This is a genomic window from Rubrivivax sp. JA1055 (assembly GCF_020966565.1).
GTDB lineage: Bacteria > Pseudomonadota > Gammaproteobacteria > Burkholderiales > Burkholderiaceae_C > Rubrivivax > Rubrivivax benzoatilyticus.
This window is the reverse complement of record NZ_JAJKFP010000002.1, coordinates 276,581-292,598: the sequence shown is the minus strand read 5'-3', so window position 1 is coordinate 292,598 and position 16,018 is coordinate 276,581. Positions and strand designations below refer to the sequence as shown.

The 16,018-nt window shown below is 70.9% G+C and carries 19 protein-coding genes; 16 read left to right on the top strand and 3 right to left on the bottom strand.

Features of this window, described 5'->3' with window-relative positions:
• The first annotated feature begins 51 nt into the window (after positions 1 to 51).
• The 8 genes from LOC65_RS04495 (at position 52) to LOC65_RS04460 (ending at position 6,107) form a co-directional block, all read left to right on the top strand.
• Positions 52 to 1,254, top strand: coding sequence for an amino acid aminotransferase (locus LOC65_RS04495; protein WP_230246774.1), 1,203 nt, complete (start codon positions 52 to 54; stop codon positions 1,252 to 1,254).
• A gap of 138 nt (positions 1,255 to 1,392) precedes the next feature.
• Positions 1,393 to 2,658 (top strand): polyhydroxyalkanoate depolymerase, encoded by a 1,266-nt coding sequence (locus LOC65_RS04490; protein WP_009857727.1) that lies wholly within the window; start codon positions 1,393 to 1,395, stop codon positions 2,656 to 2,658.
• Positions 2,659 to 2,665: 7 nt separating this feature from the next.
• Positions 2,666 to 3,325: an electron transport complex subunit RsxB gene (rsxB, locus tag LOC65_RS04485; protein WP_230246773.1), complete on the top strand. Its 660-nt coding sequence runs from the start codon at positions 2,666 to 2,668 to the stop codon at positions 3,323 to 3,325.
• The gene (gene nth / locus LOC65_RS04480) at positions 3,325 to 3,969 is read left to right on the top strand and encodes an endonuclease III (RefSeq protein WP_230246772.1); all 645 of its coding nucleotides are present in this window, start codon (positions 3,325 to 3,327) and stop codon (positions 3,967 to 3,969) included. Before rsxB ends, nth begins: the two co-directional genes overlap by 1 nt.
• 9 nt (positions 3,970 to 3,978) lie before the next feature.
• Entirely contained in the window at positions 3,979 to 4,212 is a 234-nt protein-coding gene (locus LOC65_RS04475; protein WP_009857724.1) for a hypothetical protein, read from the top strand.
• On the top strand, positions 4,209 to 4,553 hold the full coding sequence (locus LOC65_RS04470) for a cell division protein ZapA (protein WP_009857723.1): 345 nt from the start codon (positions 4,209 to 4,211) through the stop codon (positions 4,551 to 4,553). Before LOC65_RS04475 ends, LOC65_RS04470 begins: the two co-directional genes overlap by 4 nt.
• A gap of 269 nt (positions 4,554 to 4,822) precedes the next feature.
• Entirely contained in the window at positions 4,823 to 5,287 is a 465-nt protein-coding gene (locus LOC65_RS04465) for an EVE domain-containing protein (RefSeq protein ID WP_230246771.1), read from the top strand.
• 7 nt (positions 5,288 to 5,294) lie between these two features.
• On the top strand, positions 5,295 to 6,107 hold the full coding sequence (locus tag LOC65_RS04460) for a sulfite exporter TauE/SafE family protein (RefSeq protein WP_230246770.1): 813 nt from the start codon (positions 5,295 to 5,297) through the stop codon (positions 6,105 to 6,107).
• Between the two features lie 10 nt (positions 6,108 to 6,117).
• Here LOC65_RS04460 and LOC65_RS04455 read toward each other — a convergent pair whose 3' ends face one another.
• Positions 6,118 to 7,116, bottom strand: coding sequence for a sensor domain-containing diguanylate cyclase (locus LOC65_RS04455; protein ID WP_009857720.1), 999 nt, complete (start codon positions 7,114 to 7,116; stop codon positions 6,118 to 6,120).
• 278 nt (positions 7,117 to 7,394) lie between these two features.
• Here LOC65_RS04455 and ybiB point away from each other — a divergent pair, with 278 nt between their 5' ends.
• From ybiB to LOC65_RS04425, 6 genes are all read left to right on the top strand, one after another.
• A complete protein-coding gene (gene ybiB, locus LOC65_RS04450) occupies positions 7,395 to 8,354 on the top strand; it encodes a DNA-binding protein YbiB (protein ID WP_230246769.1) in 960 nt (319 codons plus the stop codon).
• Between the two features lie 155 nt (positions 8,355 to 8,509).
• Positions 8,510 to 8,722, top strand: a complete 213-nt coding sequence (rpsU, locus tag LOC65_RS04445) for a 30S ribosomal protein S21 (RefSeq protein ID WP_009857718.1) — start codon at positions 8,510 to 8,512, stop codon at positions 8,720 to 8,722.
• Positions 8,723 to 8,804: 82 nt separating this feature from the next.
• Positions 8,805 to 9,251, top strand: coding sequence for a GatB/YqeY domain-containing protein (locus LOC65_RS04440; protein ID WP_230246768.1), 447 nt, complete (start codon positions 8,805 to 8,807; stop codon positions 9,249 to 9,251).
• A 4-nt stretch (positions 9,252 to 9,255) separates the two neighbouring features.
• Entirely contained in the window at positions 9,256 to 9,600 is a 345-nt protein-coding gene (locus LOC65_RS04435) for a TIGR01244 family sulfur transferase (RefSeq protein WP_029718867.1), read from the top strand.
• A 94-nt stretch (positions 9,601 to 9,694) separates the two neighbouring features.
• Positions 9,695 to 10,288 (top strand): TRAP transporter small permease subunit, encoded by a 594-nt coding sequence (locus LOC65_RS04430; protein WP_009857715.1) that lies wholly within the window; start codon positions 9,695 to 9,697, stop codon positions 10,286 to 10,288.
• Positions 10,288 to 11,979: a TRAP transporter large permease subunit gene (locus tag LOC65_RS04425; protein ID WP_050801768.1), complete on the top strand. Its 1,692-nt coding sequence runs from the start codon at positions 10,288 to 10,290 to the stop codon at positions 11,977 to 11,979. The genes LOC65_RS04430 and LOC65_RS04425 overlap by 1 nt, the downstream gene beginning before the upstream one ends.
• A gap of 106 nt (positions 11,980 to 12,085) precedes the next feature.
• On the opposite strand, the gene LOC65_RS04420 is transcribed toward LOC65_RS04425, so the two are convergent.
• Both LOC65_RS04420 and pmbA read right to left on the bottom strand, forming a co-directional pair.
• A complete protein-coding gene (locus LOC65_RS04420) occupies positions 12,086 to 13,168 on the bottom strand; it encodes a TRAP transporter substrate-binding protein (RefSeq protein ID WP_009857713.1) in 1,083 nt (360 codons plus the stop codon).
• A 125-nt stretch (positions 13,169 to 13,293) separates the two neighbouring features.
• Positions 13,294 to 14,673 carry a metalloprotease PmbA gene (gene pmbA, locus LOC65_RS04415; protein ID WP_230246767.1) on the bottom strand — a complete coding sequence of 460 codons (1,380 nt, stop codon included), beginning with the start codon at positions 14,671 to 14,673 and terminating at the stop codon, positions 13,294 to 13,296.
• Positions 14,674 to 14,764: 91 nt separating this feature from the next.
• Here pmbA and yjgA point away from each other — a divergent pair, with 91 nt between their 5' ends.
• Positions 14,765 to 15,322 (top strand): ribosome biogenesis factor YjgA, encoded by a 558-nt coding sequence (gene yjgA, locus LOC65_RS04410; protein ID WP_009857711.1) that lies wholly within the window; start codon positions 14,765 to 14,767, stop codon positions 15,320 to 15,322.
• Complete coding sequence (gene mog / locus LOC65_RS04405) at positions 15,319 to 15,912, top strand: molybdopterin adenylyltransferase (protein WP_230246766.1); 594 nt, start codon at positions 15,319 to 15,321, stop codon at positions 15,910 to 15,912. The genes yjgA and mog overlap by 4 nt, the downstream gene beginning before the upstream one ends.
• The last annotated feature ends 106 nt before the right edge of the window (positions 15,913 to 16,018 follow it).

Genomic DNA, 16,018 nt, shown 5'->3' with positions numbered 1-16,018 from the left:
GAACTGTCTGCCGGCCGCCCCGTCCGCCCCGCCACTCCTCAGGAATCCGCCATGTCCGCCTCCGTGTTCGCCGCCGTCCAGATGGCCCCGCGCGACCCGATCCTCGGTCTCAACGAACAGTTCGCCGCCGATCCGAACCCGGCCAAGGTGAACCTGGGCGTGGGCGTCTACTTCGACGACAACGGCAAGCTGCCGGTGCTGGCCTGCGTGGCCGCGGCCGAGAAGCAGCTGCTCGAAGCCACCAAGCCGAAGGGCTACCTGCCGATCGACGGCATCGCCGCCTACGACAAGGCCGTGCAGGGCCTGGTGTTCGGCGAAGGCAGCGAGGTGCTGCAGGCCGGCCGCGTGGCCACCGTGCAGGCGCTGGGCGGCACCGGCGGCCTGAAGGTCGGCGCCGACCTGCTGAAGAAGCTGAACCCCGCCGCGCGCGTGCTGATCAGCGACCCGAGCTGGGAAAACCACCGCGCGCTGTTCAGCAACGCCGGCTTCGAGGTCTCGACCTACCCGTACTACGACGCCGCGACGCGCGGCATCCGCTTCGACGCGATGCTCGCGGCGCTGAAGGCCGCGCCGGCCGGCACCATCGTCGTGCTGCACGCCTGCTGCCACAACCCGACCGGCTGCGACCTGACGCCGGCGCAGTGGACCGAAGTCGTCGCCGCCTGCCAGGCCGCCGGCCTGGTGCCCTTCCTCGACATGGCCTACCAGGGCTTCGGCGAAGGCATCGCCGAGGACGGCGCGGTCATCGGCCAGTTCGTCGCCAGCGGCCTGCAGTTCCTCGTCTCGACCTCGTTCTCCAAGAGCTTCTCGCTCTACGGTGAACGGGTCGGCGCGCTCAGCGTCGTCTGCGCCGACCGCGACGAGACCACGCGCGTGCTGTCGCAGCTGAAGATCGTCATCCGCACCAACTACTCCAACCCGCCGACCTTCGGCGCCCAGATCGTCGCCACCGTGCTGACGACGCCGGCGCTGCGTGCGCAGTGGGAGGAAGAGCTGGCCGGCATGCGCCTGCGCATCCGCGCGATGCGCGCCGCGCTGGTCGAGAAGCTGGCCGCCGCCGGCGTGGCGGGTGACCTGTCCTACATCACGCGCCAGAAGGGCATGTTCAGCTACTCCGGCCTGTCGGCCGAGCAGATGCAGCGCCTGCGCAGCGAATTCGGCGTCTACGGCGTCGATTCGGGCCGCATCTGCGTCGCCGCGCTGAACAGCAAGAACATCGACGCCGTCGCCACGGCGATCGCCAAGGTCGCCTGACGCCCCTCCGGCCGGTGACAACCGGCCGGAACCCAAGCGTTTTCCGCGTTTCCCCCTGCCGTCCGGCGCGGCAGGATGCTCGTTGACCGACTACTATTGCTGCACTGCACAATGCAGGCCGCGAGGACGGAGACGAGCATGCTGTATCACCTGTACGAGACGCAGCGAGCGCTGATGGCGCCGTTCGCGGAGTTCGCGGCCGCCACCGCCAAGCTCTACGACCACCCGCTGTCACCGTTCGCGCACACGCCGATGGCGCAGCGCGTGTCGGCCGGTTTCGACCTGCTGCACCGGCTGGCCAAGGAATACGAGAAGCCCGAGTTCGGCATCACCTCGGCCACCGTCGACGGCGTCGCCGTCGCGGTGCAGGAGCAGGTGGCGCTGGCCAGGCCCTTCTGCCGGCTGCTGCGCTTCAAGCGTTTCAGCGACGACCCGCACGCGCTGGCGCGCATGAAGACGCAGCCGACGGTGCTCGTCGTCGCGCCGCTGTCGGGCCACCACTCGACGCTGCTGCGCGACACCGTCACCAGCCTGCTGCACGACCACAAGGTGTTCATCACCGACTGGACCGACGCACGCATGGTGCCGGCCGACGAAGGCCCGTTCCATCTCGCCGACTACGTCGCCTACGTGCAGGACTTCATCCGCCTGATCGGCCCGAACGTGCACGTCATCTCGGTCTGCCAGCCGACCGTGCCGGTGCTGGCCGCGGTGTCGCTGCTGGCCAGCGGCGGCGAGGCGACGCCGCGCACGATGACGATGATGGGCGGCCCGATCGACGCCCGCCGCAGCCCGACCGCGGTGAACAACCTGGCGATGAACAAGAGCCACGCCTGGTTCGAGGCCAACGTCATCTACCGAGTGCCGAGCAACTACCCGGGCGCCGGACGCGCCGTCTACCCCGGCTTCCTGCAGCACTCGGGCTTCGTCGCGATGAACCCCGACCGCCACGTCAGCAGCCACTACGACTACTTCCTCGACCTCGTGCGCGGCGACGAGGACAGCGCCGACGCCCACCGCAAGTTCTACGACGAGTACAACGCCGTGCTCGACATGCCGGCCGAGTACTACCTCGACACGATCAAGACCGTGTTCCAGGACTTCGCGCTGGTCAACGGCACCTGGGACGTGCACGGGCAGCGGGTGAGGCCGCAGGACATCACGACGACGGCGCTGCTGACCGTCGAAGGCCAGCTCGACGACATCTCCGGCGCCGGCCAGACGCGTGCCGCGCACGACCTGTGCTCCGGCATCCCGCGCACGCGCCAGTTCCATTACGACGTCGAAGGCGCCGGCCACTACGGCATCTTCTCGGGCCGGCGCTGGCGCGAGAAGGTCTACCCGGAGGTGCGCGGCTTCATCGCCCGCTTCGACAAGCCGGCACCGCGCGCGGCCGCCCGATAATCGGGCGGTGACCGCCGCCCTCGCCGACCGACTCGACGCCGCCCTGCCGCAGACGCAGTGCACGCGCTGCGGCTACGCCGACTGCCGCACGTACGCCGAGGCGCTGGCCGCCGGCAGCGCCACCCTCGACCGCTGCCCGCCCGGCGGCGCCGAAGGTGTCGCGCGGCTGGCCGCGCTGCTGGGCGTCGAAGCCCGTCCGCTGGACCCGACACACGGCGCCGAAGGCCCGCGCGGCCTGGCCGTCGTCGACGAGAGCTGGTGCATCGGCTGCACGCTGTGCCTCAAGGCCTGCCCGGTGGACTGCATCGTCGGTGCGAACAAGCGCATGCACACCGTCATCGACGCACTGTGCACCGGCTGCGGTCTGTGCCTGCCCGCCTGCCCGGTCGACTGCATCACGATGGTCGAAGCCACGCCCGGCGCCAGCGGCTGGGGCGCCTGGAGCGCCGCGCAGGCCGACGAGGCCCGCTCGCGCTACACCGCCCGGCGCACGCGGCTGGAACGTGAGAAGCGCGAGAACGACGAGCGCCTGGCCGCCAAGGCCGCGGCCAAACTCGCCGACCTGCCGAACCAGACCCGGCTCACCGATCCGGCGGCGATCGACCGCAAACGTGCCGTCATCGAAGCCGCGCTGGCGCGTGCACGCGCCCGGCGCCAGGAAGCCTGATGCACGACGACGCGATCGAGCCCTTCTTCGCGACGCTGGCCGCGGCCAACCCGTCGCCGCAGACCGAGCTCGAGTTCACCAGCGTCTTCGAGCTGCTGTGTGCGGTGCTGCTGTCGGCGCAAGCCACCGACGTCGGCGTCAACAAGGCGACGAAGCGCCTGTTCGCGCTGGCACCGACACCGCAGCGTTTGCTGGATCTGGGGCTGGACCAGGTCACCGAGTCGATCCGAACGATCGGCCTGTTCCGCACCAAGGCGAAGAACCTGATCCAGACCTGCCGCATCCTCGTCGAGCAGCACGGCGGCGAGGTGCCGCGCTCGCGCGAGGCGCTGGAGGCGCTGCCCGGCGTCGGCCGCAAGACAGCCAACGTCGTGCTCAACGTCGCCTTCGGCGAGCCGACGATGGCGGTGGACACGCACATCTTCCGCGTCGCCAACCGCACCGGGCTGGCGCCGGGCAAGACCCCGCTGGCCATCGAGCTGAAGCTGCTGGAACGCGTGCCGCCGAGGTACGCCGTCGACGCGCACCACTGGCTGATCCTGCACGGCCGCTACGTCTGCCAGGCGCGGCGGCCGCAGTGCGAACGCTGCGCGGTGCGCCGCTGGTGCGACAGCGCTGCTTCTACAATGCCCGCGGAGGGATAGGCGTCGAAGATGGGCAACCTGCAGGATCTGAGCGAGCGCGTCGACCGTCTCGTGTTGCGGCACGAGGAACTCAAGCGCTCCAACGCGCTGCTCGAGGCCCGGCTGGCCGCGGTGACCGCCGAGCGCGACAGCCTCGTGTCGCGGCTGGCCGCGGCACGCGCGCGCATCGACGCGCTGATCGAGCGCCTGCCGGCCACGCCGCCGGCGGCACCTGCAGCGCCGGCGCCCGGAGAAGGCGCATGAAGCAGGTCGAAGTCACGATCCTCGGCCAGGGTTACATCCTCGGCTGTCCCGAAGGCGGCGAGGCGCTGCTCGCCGCCGCCGTCGCCGCGGTCGACCGCGAGATGAGCGCGATCCGCGACGCCGGCAAGGTCAAGGCGCGCGAACGCATCGCCGTGCTCGCGGCCCTCAACCTGGCCTACCAGATCGCCGAACGCGGCAACGCAGCGGCGCCCGCCCCGGCTCCGGCACCCGCGCCGCAACCGGAAGCCGCCACGGCGACGTCCGCGGCCGACACCGAGGCGATCGACGCCCTGGTGCGCCGCCTCGACGCGGCACTGGGTGAAGACGGGCATCTTCTGTAGCCCTTTTCGCCTTCGGGCCGCGAGTCGGCCGACTAGAATGGCAGCGTCCGTCGCGCGTGCGCGGGTCTAGATTTCCTCGATCCGATGGTCTTTGACCATGGGCTTGGAACATCGCCTCGCTGGTGTGAACGTCTCGCGTCAGATGAGCCCGAAGCTTGGCTGACCTCGCCCACCTGAACGTTCCCCATGGGTTCTTCAGGAATGCGACCCCCGAGCGCGCGGCGGACACCCTTCCCGATGTTCCCGGTCTCCCCGCGACGGTCCCTCGCATGGCGCGCCACTGGCTGATGAAGAGCGAGCCCGACGAGGTCTCGATCGACGACCTCGCCGCCGCGCCCGGCCGGCACCTGCCCTGGACCGGCGTGCGCAGCTACCAGGCGCGCAACTTCATGCGCGACGCGATGCGCCCGGGCGACGACGTGCTCTTCTATCACTCGTCCTGCGCCGAACCGGGCATCGCCGGGCTGGCGCGCGTGAGCGGCCCCGCGGTGCCCGACGAGACCCAGTTCGACCCGGCGAGCCCGTATCACGACCCGAAGAGCACGCGCGACCAACCACGCTGGCTGCAGGTCGAGGTCGAACTGGTGCGCAAGACGCGGCTCTTGAGCCTGCGCGAGATGCGCCAGGCGCCCGAACTGGCGACGATGCGCGTGCTGCAGCCGGGCAACCGGCTGTCGATCACCGAGGTCGACGACGCCGAATGGGCCGCCGTGCTGGCCCGGCTCGAACGCTGACGCCGGCGTGGACTTCGGCGTCCTGCTCGTCGCCGAGCTGATCGCGCTCGGCATCGCCACCGGCTTCGTCGCCGGGCTGCTGGGTGTCGGCGGTGGCATGACGATGGTGCCCTTCCTGACCGCCATCCTGTCGCACCGCGGCGTCGAGGCTGGCCTGGCGGTGAAGATGGCGATCGCGACCTCGATGGCGACCATCGTCTTCACCTCGCTGTCGAGCATGCGCGCCCACCACCGCCACGGCGCGGTGCGCTGGGACTACGTGCGCGGCATCGCGCCGGGCATCGTGCTCGGCGGCCTGGTCTCGGGCGCCGGCGTCTTCGCGCTGGCCAAGGGCCGCGGGCTGGCGCTGTTCTTCGCCGTCTTCATCGGTTTCTCGGCGCTGCAGATGCTGCGCGGCACGCAACCGCGGCCGACGCGCACGATGCCCGGCGCGGCGGGTCAGGCAGCGGTCGGCTCGGGCATCGGGCTGGTGTCCGGGCTGCTGGGCGCCGGCGGCGGCTTTCTGTCGGTGCCGTTCATGAGCTGGTGCAACGTGCCGCTGCGCCAGGCGATCGCAACCAGCGCCGCGCTCGGTTTCCCGATCGCGCTGGCCAACGTCGCCGGCTACCTGATCGCCGGGCGCGACCTGCCGCCGGCGCTGCCGGGCGCCTTCGGCTACCTGTACCTGCCGGCGCTGGCGATCGTCTCGGTGGCCAGCGTGACGCTGGCGCCGCTGGGCGCACGCGCGGCGCAGCGCATGGACCAGCGCCGGCTGCGGCGCATCTTCGCGCTGATGCTGTTCGCGCTCGCGGGCTACATGGCCACGCGGGCCTTCGCCTGAGGCCGCGCGCTCAGCGCGGCTCGAACGGGATCGCCGCCAGCGTGACGTGGTTGCCGCCGCGGCGGCGCGCCTCGGCGATGGCGGTCTCGCAGGCCGACAGCAGCTCGTCGCGGCTGTGCGCGGTGTGCGGGAAGCTGGCCACGCCCATCGACACGGTGAAGGACATCTCGCGGCCGTCGAGCACGACGATCTGCGCCGCGCACTGGCGGCGGATGCCTTCCATGCGCGAGTGCGCGGTCGCCAGGCCGACGCCCGACAGCAGCACCGCGAAGCGGCGGTCGTCGAGCCGGCAGGAGGCGTCCATCGCCCGCGTGCCGCTGCGCAGCAGCCGGCCCAGGGCCTCGAGGATGCGCTTGTGCGCGGCCTCGCCGAGCGCACGCACCGGGTCGGACAGCGGATCGAGCTCGATGAAGACGATCGAGAACTCGCGGTGCTCGCGCGTGGACAGGTCGACCTCGCGGCGCAGCTGGTCCTCGAAATGGGCGCGGGTGTACAGGCCCGAGGCCGGGTCGCGCAGCGCCTGGTCGGCGAGTTCGCGGCGCAGCGACTCGTTGGCCTTCTGCAGCTGCTCGATCTGCGCCAGCGCGGTGGCCAGCTGCGCCTGCTGCTGATGCAGCGGCGCCAGGTCGATCCACAGGCTGGCGATGCGCCGCTGGCCGTCGCGCTCGTCGACGACACGCAGCACCGAGAAGTCGTGGCGGCGGCCGTCGCGCTCGATGCGGTGCTCGCTGCTGAACGGCGCGCCATGCATCAGGGCCGACTGGTCGGCGGCACGCAAGGCGCCGACGACCGGCGCGTCGAACAGTTCGGCGTCGGTGTGGCCGATCACCGCCTGGGCTTCGCGACCGAGGAAGCGCAGCAGCGCGTCGTTGGCGTACTCGTATCGGCCGCTCGCCGCATCCTTGATGCCGGCCAGCGCACCCTCGCGCTGCATCCAGGCGTCCAGCAGCAAGGCCAGCGCCGCGGGCACGCGGGCGTCGGCAAGGCCGGCATCGATCACATCGGACATGGGCAAATGGAGGTTGGACGGTGATTGCAGGTCGCAGACACAAAAAGCGCGCGACAAGCAAAGCACCAATTCTGGCGCAAGCGGACCCCTAGCTTGAGCGTCGGCCCCCCGGACAGGGCAGTCAGGCCAACACCCCCCTGGCACCGGAGCGAGGTGCCCCCGTGTCGGGCCGGATTGCCGCGGCGTTCCGGCGGGTCCCCAATCCGCTCGATGACGCCCGGGTTCCGCGCCGAAATCGGTCCGGAACTTGCGAAACCGACTTAGGGAGACACCAGACCATGGGCATCGCGGGCTATCTGAAGGAGATCGGACGTGGCGCTGCCGGCGCGCGTTCGCTGTCGGCCGACGCCGCCGAGGCGCTGATGGGCGCGGTGCTGGACGGCGAGGCGTCCGACCTGGAGATCGGCGCCTTCGCGCTGGCGATGCGCATGAAGGGCGAGACGCTCGACGAGCTGGTCGGCTTCCTGGCGGCGGCCCAGGCCCGGCTGACGAGCTTCCACGCCGACGGGCCGGTCGTCGTGATCCCCAGCTACAACGGCGCCAGGCGCCTGCCCAACCTGACGCCGCTGCTGGCGATGACGCTGGCCCAGGAAGGCGCGCGCGTGCTCGTGCATGGCGTCGGCCACGATCCGGCGCGCGTGACGACGGCGACGATCTTCCACGACCTGGGCATGCCGGTCGCCCAGGACGAGGGCGACGTGCACGCCTTCTGGGCGCGGCACGAGCCCGCCTACCTCGCCACGGCGACGCTGAGCCCGGCGCTGCAGCGCCTGCTGGACGTGCGCTGGAGCGTCGGCCTGCGCAACAGCGGCCACACGATCGCCAAGATGCTCAACCCCTGCACCGGCGCGCGCGTGCTGCGCCTGGCGAGTTTCACGCACCCCGAGTTCGGGGCGCTGCTGGGCGCCTGGGCGCAGCGCGAGCGTGTCGACGTGATGCTGCTGCGCGGCACCGAAGGCGAGGCGGCCGCCGACCCGCGCCGGCAGCCGCGCATGGAGACCTGGATCGGCGGCCAGCTGCGCAGCGAATGGTCGCTGCCGGCGCACGAGGGCGTGGTGACCGAGCTGCCGGTGCTGCCGCGCGAGATCGACGCCGCGACCACCGCGCTGTACATCCAGTCGGTGCTCAGCGGCGAGAAGCCGGCCCCGGCGCCGCTGGCCCGGCAGGTGGCCTGCATCCTCGGCGCGCTCGACGAGCTGCAGGAGCCGCGCCTCGCGCGCGAGGCCGCCGGCGCTTGAGGCCCGCGTCATCACCAGCTTGGCAAGCGCCGCCAGAACAGGCTAGAATCGCGCGCTTTGCTGGCAAACACCTAGCGTGTCGATCTCGGTTCGCCTGGGTCAGCCCAGAACCGCCGAGACACCGAGCGCACACACCACACGGGATCCCTGCTTACATGACCACCATCCGCGTCAAAGAGAACGAGCCGTTCGACGTTGCCCTGCGCCGCTTCAAGCGCACCATCGAAAAGATCGGTCTGCTGACCGAACTGCGCGCGCGCGAGTTCTACGAGAAGCCCACGGCCGAGCGCAAGCGCAAGAAGGCCGCCGCGGTGAAGCGTCATTTCAAGCGCGTGCGCAGCATGCAGCTGCCGAAGAAGCTCTACTAAGAGCTTCGGCCGCGCGCCACAACGAACAGCCCGCGCGGGACGCCGCAGCGGGCTTTTCCTTTTTGTCCGACGAAAGAAGACGATGAGCCTGAAGGAACGGATCAGCGAAGACATGAAGGCCGCGATGCGGGCCAAGGACAGCGAACGCCTGTCGACGATCCGCATGCTGCAGGCGGCGATCAAGCAGCGCGAGGTCGACGAGCGCGTGGTGCTGGACGATGCCGCCGTCATCGCCATCGCCGACAAGCTGATCAAGCAGCGCAAGGACTCGGTCGTCGCCTTCGAGCAGGGCGGCCGGCCGGACCTCGTGGCCAAGGAGAGCGCCGAGATCACGGTGCTCGAGGCCTACGTGCCGCAGCGCCTGTCGGCCGAGCAGATTGGTGCCGAGATCGCGGCGCTGGTGGCCGAGCTCGGCGCCGCCGGCCCCGGCGACATGGGCCGCGTGATGGCCGCCGCCAAGACCCGTCTCGCGGGGAAGGCGGAAATGGCGCTGGTGTCCGCCGCGGTCAAGCAGGCTCTGGCAAAGTAGGGGCATGAACGCCCCAGCCCTGCGCGCGATCGCCCCAGACGTCTACGTCGCTCCCCAACTCCCCCCGGAAGCGATGGCCGAGGCGGCCCGCGCCGGGTTCCGCAGCGTCATCAACAACCGGCCCGACCACGAGCACGGGCCCGGTCAACCCACCAGCGCGGAGATCGAGACCGCGGCCCGCGCGGCGGGGTTGGAGTACCGGCACCTGCCGGTCGCCGGCGGCTACCAGTCGCCCGAAGAGATCGCGGCCTGCGCCGCGCTGCTGCGCGAACTGCCGCGGCCGCTGCTGATGTTCTGCCGCTCCGGCAGCCGCTCGGCAAGGCTGTACCAGCTGGCCACGGCCGGCTGAGCGCGGCCGCAACCGGCCGCACCCGCCACCGGCATCCCCGGGCGTCCGCCTCGCCGGACGCGAGCGGCGGCGAGCGCCCGCCACTGGAGACAACGTGTCCGCCCTACTCCGCCTCTCAAGGCTCATCGACGCGATCAACGAGTTCGTCGGCCGCCACCTCGCCTGGCTCGTGCTGGTGATGGTGCTGATCAGCGCCACCAACGCCGTCGCGCGCAAGGCCTTCGCCGTCAGCTCGAACGCCTTCCTCGAGATCCAGTGGTATCTGTTCGCCGCGGTGTTCCTGCTCGCCGCGGGCTACACGATGCTGCGCCAGGAGCACGTGCGCATCGACGTCGTGCTCGGCCGCTTCCAGCGCCGCACGCAGGTCGTGGTCGAGGCGGTCTGCATCGTGCTCTTCCTGATGCCCTTCGGCCTGCTCGTCATCGACCTGGTGCTGCCGCTGGTCATCAAGGCCTACGAGACCGGCGAGATGTCGTCCAACGCCGGCGGCCTGATCCGCTGGCCGGTCTACGCGCTGGTGCCTGCCGGCTTCACGCTGCTGCTGCTGCAGGGCGTGTCCGAGTTCATCAAGCGCATCGCCTTCCTGCGCGGGCTGGCCGATGACCCGGGCCGGCGCGGCAAGAGCCGCAGCGACGAGGAGGAACTGGCCGCCTTCCTGCGCCAGCAGGCCGATGGAGCGAAGAAGTGATCGAGTTCCTCTCGGCCAACATGGCCCCGATCATGTTCGCGGGCCTGGTGCTGTTCCTGCTGGCAGGCTACTCGGTCGCGTTCTCGCTGGCTGCCTGCGGGCTGGCCTTCGGCTTCATCGGCATCGAGCTCGGCCTGCTGCCGTCGTCGCTGATGCAGGCGCTGCCGCTGCGCATCTTCGGCATCCTGCAAAACGACACGCTGCTGGCGGTGCCGTTCTTCACCTTCATGGGGCTGATCCTCGAGCGCTCGGGCATGGCCGAGGACCTGCTCGACACCATCGGCCAGCTGTTCGGGCCGATCCGCGGCGGCCTGGCCTTCGCGGTGATCCTCGTCGGCGCGATGCTCGCGGCGACCACCGGCGTCGTCGCCGCGTCGGTGATCTCGATGGGGCTGATCTCGCTGCCGATCATGCTGCGCTACGGCTACGACCGGCGCGTGGCCAGCGGCGTCATCGCCGCGTCGGGCACGCTGGCGCAGATCATCCCGCCGTCGCTGGTGCTGATCATCATGGCCGACCAGCTCGGCCGCAGCGTCGGCGACATGTACAAGGGCGCCTTCATCCCCGGCTTCCTGCTCACCGGGCTGTACGTGCTCTACGTCGTCGGCATCGCCTTCCTGCGGCCGGCCGCCGTGCCGGCGCTGCCGCCCGAGGCGCGCACGATCCGCGAGGACGACGGCCGCTCCGGGCTGCGCTCGCTGGGCGTGCTGGCGCTGGTCTCGCTGGCCGCGGCGCTGGCCTTCGCCCACACCCGCCCCGACAGCATGCCGACCGACGAGCTGATCGTGCTGTCGATGTCGGTCGGCGTCGGCACCGCCTTCGTGCTGGCGGTGCTCAACCGCGTCGTGCGCGCGCGGCTGCTGTCGCAGATGGCCGAGCGCGTGACCTTCGTGCTGATCCCGCCGCTGGCGCTGATCTTCCTGGTGCTGGGCACGATCTTCCTGGGCATCGCCACGCCGACCGAAGGCGGCGCGATGGGCGCCGTCGGCGCGCTGGCGATGGCGGTGGTGCGCCGGCGGCTGTCGCTGCCGCTGCTGCGCCAGGCGATGGACACGACGATGAAGCTCTCGTGCTTCGTCATGTTCATCCTGATCGGCTCGACGGTCTTCAGCCTGACCTTCCAGGGCGTCGAGGGCCCGCACTGGGTGGAGAAGCTGCTCACCGGCCTGCCGGGCGGCCAGACCGGCTTCCTGATCGCGGTGAACGTGCTGATCTTCGTGCTCGCGTTCTTCCTCGACTACTTCGAGCTCGCGTTCATCGTCGTGCCGCTGCTGGCGCCGGTGGCCGACAAGCTGGGCATCGACCTCGTCTGGCTGGGCGTGCTGCTGGCGCTGAACATGCAGACCTCGTTCATGCACCCGCCGTTCGGTTTCGCGCTGTTCTACCTGCGCAGCGTGGCGCCGGCCGAGGACTACGTCGACCGGCCGACCGGCCGGCGCATCGGCCGCGTGACCACGGGCCAGATCTACCGCGGCGCGATCCCGTTCGTGATCATCCAGATCATCATGGTGGCGCTGGTCATCGCCTTCCCGAACCTGGTCTCCGGCGGGCTGGACAAGAAGGCCGCGCTGGACACCAGCGGCGTCGTCATCGAGGCCCAGCCGCCGGCCGAGGACCGCGACCAGAGCACCGAGAACCTGGACGAGCTGTTCGGCGCACCGCCGGCCAGCGCGCCGGGGCAACAAGAATGAAAGGGGTCAGGTCCCACAGTGAAAAGGGGTCAGGTCCCACGGGACCTGACCCCTTGCATCCTGGCCGCCGGAGCGTGGGCGCGACGCCCTGACCCGGCCTCGCGCGTCAGACCTTCTGCGACTGCATGTAGCTGTCGAAGCCGGCCTCGGCGAAGCGGTACCAGAGGTTCTGCTCGCTGCGGAACTTGGAGAAGTCGGTGTAGACCTTCTTCCAGGCCGGGTTCTTGGCCGAGATCTCGGCGTACAGCGCCATCGCCTGCTTGAAGGCCTCGTCCATCGTGTCCTTCGGGAAGCGGAACAGCTTGGTGCCGCCGGCCACCAGCTGGCGCAGCGCGTTCGGGTTGCGCGCGTCGTACCGGGCCTGCATGTCGACGTGGGCCTCGGAGGCCGCCGCCTGGATCATCGCCTTGTACTCGGCCGGCAGGCCGCCAAAGGCCTTGGTGTTGATGAAGAAGTCCAGCTGCGGGCCGCCTTCCCACCAGGCCGGGTAGGCGTAGTGCGGCGCGACCTTGTTGAAGCCCAGCTTCAGGTCGTCGTAGGGGCCGACCCACTCGGCGGCGTCGATCGTGCCCTTCTCCAGCGCCTGGTAGATCTCAGCGCCGGGCAGCGCCTGCACGACGACGCCCAGGCGCTCCATCACCTGGCCGGTGACGCCCACGGTGCGCAGGCGCAGGCCCTTCAGGTCGGCCAGCTTGGTGATCGGCTTGCGGAACCAGCCGCCCATCTGGGCGCCGGTGTTGCCGCCGGGGAAGCTGATGATGTTGTAGTTGGCGTAGAACTCGCGCATCAGCGTCAGGCCGTTGCCCTGGTACATCCAGGCGGTCATCTGGCGCGAGTTCAGGCCGAACGGGATCGCCGTGCCGAGCGCGAAGGTGATGTCCTTGCCGACGAAGTAGTACGGCGCCGTGTGCGCCATCTCGACGGTGCCGTTCTGCACGCCGTCGACGACGCCGAACGCGGGCATCAGCTCGCCGCCGGCGTGCACCGAGATCTGGAACTTGCCGCCCGACATCTCGCCGACGCGCTTGGCGAACAGTTCGGCGGCACCGAAGATGGTGTCGAGCGACTTCGGGAAGCTCGACGCCAGGCGCCAGCGGATCGTGCTCTGCGCGTGAACGATGGCCGGCGCGGTGCCGGCGGCGAGCACGCCGGCCAGGCCGGCGCCTCGGACGAAGGAACGACGTTCCATGAAAGTGTCTCCTGATCCCGACAGCGGTGAGAGGTTCGGGTGCGCAGGATTCTAGGCAGCACCCCCCTGGGTCTCCGAGGGGTTTTCCCGTTCGGCAGCGCGCGCCGTGCGGCGGCGCAACAGCGTCAGGCGCCGGCCAGCTTCATGCGGTCCAGCAGCACCGAGCCGACCGACTTGCTGCCCTGCTCGTAGACGTCCGAGCCGATGGCGACGATGCCGGCGAGCATCTCGCGCAGGTTGCCGGCGATCGTCACCTCGTGCACCGGGAAGGCGATGCGGCCGTCCTCGACCCAGAAGCCGGCAGCGCCGCGCGAGTAGTCGCCGGTGACGTAGTTGACGCCCTGGCCCATCAGCTCGGTGACGAACAGGCCGCGGCCCAGGCGGCGCAGCATCGTGTCGAGGTCGTCGCCGGGCTGCGTCAGCCGGCTGCTCATCGCCAGGTTGTGCGAGCCGCCGGCGTTGCCGGTGGTGCGCAGGCCCAGCTTGCGCGCCGAGTAGCTCGACAGGAAGTAACCCTGCACGACGCCGGCGTCGACGACGCGGCGGCCGGTGGTGCGCACGCCTTCGTCGTCGAAGGGCGCGCTGCCCTTGCCCTTGGCGGCGTGCGGGTCCTCGACGATGTCGACGTGCGCCGGCAGCACCTTCTCGCCCAGGCAGCCGTGCAGGAAGCTGGCCTTGCGGTACAGCGCGCCGCCCGAGGTGGCCTGCACGTAGGCCCCCAGCAGGCCGGCGGCGACCGCCGACTCGAACAGCACCGGCACCTCGGCGGTGGCGACGCGGCGCGACTTCAGCCGCGACAGCGCGCGTTCGGCGGCGTAACGGCCGACGGCCTCGGGCGAGGCCAGCTCGGCGGCGTTGCGCATCGAGCTGTACCAGGCGTCGCGCTGCATGTCGTGGCGACGGCCCGGCAGCGAGGCGATCGGCGCGACCGACAGGTAGTGGCGCGAACTCGCGTAGCCGCCGCGGAACCCGCGCGTGTTGCCGGCCCAGAAGTGCGACTGCTGCGCCGAGACGCCGGCGCCCTCGGAGTTGGTGATGCGGCGGTCGACGGCGAAGGCCGCGGCCTCGCAGCGCCGCGCCAGCTCGGCGGCGCCGGCAGCGTCGATGTCCCAGGGGTGGAACAGGTCGAGGTCGCGCGCGGCCTCGTCGGCGGTGGCCAGATCCTGCTCGTCAGGCAGGCCGGCGACCGGGTCCTCGGCGGTGAAGCGGGCGATGTCGTAAGCCGCCTGCACGGTGCGCGAGATCGCCGCGGGCGAGAAGTCGGAGGTGCTGGCGTTGCCGCGGCGGTGGCCGAGGTAGACGCTGACGCCCAGCGACTTGTCCTGGTTGCGCTCGACGTTCTCGAGCTCGCCCATGCGCACCGACACCGACAGGCCCACGCCTTCGGAGACCTCGACGCCGGCGTCGCTGGCCCCGAGCTTCTTCGCCTGGGTGAGAACGTCGTCGACGATCTGCTGGAACTGGTCGCGGCGGTAGGCGAAGCCGGGGGCGCTGGAGGTCGTCATCGTGGGGAGGAACGGGCCGGAATCGGCTCGGAAAGCGGAGAAAGGAGGCGCCCGACTATGATACCGGCCCGCTTCCAAGACCCTGTCCGCGATGACCCGACGCGCAGCACCGCACCGCGGCCTCGAACTCCCCTACGGCGGCGGCACCGACGCCGACGACGACCGCCCCAGCAAGACCCAGCTCAAGCAGAAGTCGCACGAGCTGCAGACCCTCGGCGAGCAGGTCGCCGCGCTGTCCGACGAGCGCCTGGCCGCCGTCGAGATGCCCGAAGCCTTGCGCGACGCGATCGAGGAGTACCGCCGCACGCGCTCGCACGAGGGGCGGCGCCGCCAGATGCAGTACATCGGCAAGCTGATGCGCTCGGCCGACGAGGAGGTGCTGCGCGAGGCCGTCGCCGCCGCCGCGCTGGGCTCGGCGCGCGAGACGCTGAAGCTGCACGAGGCCGAACGCTGGCGCGCCGAGCTGATCGCCGACGACGCGGCGCTCGACCGCTGGGTTCAGGCCCACCCCGAGACCGACGTGCAGCGTCTGCGCAGCCTCGTGCGCGCCGCGCGCCGCGACGCCGCGGCCAGCGTCGAGCAGCGCCAGACGAAGAACTTCCGCGAGCTGTTCCAGTTCCTCAAACCCTTCATCGAGATCCCGGCATGAGCGCTCAGGACAGCGTGCGCATCGGCCTGGTCTCGATCAGCGACCGGGCCTCGTCCGGCGTCTACGAGGACAAGGGCCTGCCGGCGCTGCGCGCCTGGCTGTCGGCGGCGCTGCGCAACCCGGTCGAGTGGGAGGAGCGGCTGATCCCCGACGAACGGCCGCTGATCGCCGCGACGCTGCGTGAACTGGTCGACGAACGCGGCTGCGCTCTGGTGCTGACCACCGGCGGCACCGGCCCGGCGCCGCGCGACGTGACACCCGAGGCGACACTCGACGTCGCGGACCGCGAGCTGCCCGGCTTCGGCGAGCAGATGCGCCAGATCAGCCTGGCCTTCGTGCCGACGGCGATCCTGTCGCGCCAGACGGCGGTGGTGCGCGGCCAGGCGCTGATCCTCAACCTGCCGGGCCAGCCCAAGGCGATCGCCGAGACGCTGGAAGGCCTGCCGCAGGCCACGCCGCCGGTGCGCGGCATCTTCGCCGCGGTGCCCTACTGCATCGACCTGATCGGCGGGCCGTACCTCGAGACGGACCCGGCGCGCTGCGCGGCCTTCCGGCCGAAGTCGGCGCAGCGGCCGGCTTCAGACAGCTGAACGACTGGAGACCGGAAGACGGGGTCAGGTCCCACGGAAGACGGGGTCAGGTCCTGTGGGACCTGACCCCGGGCTTCGGCGGCGTCACGGATGAATAGGGGTCAGG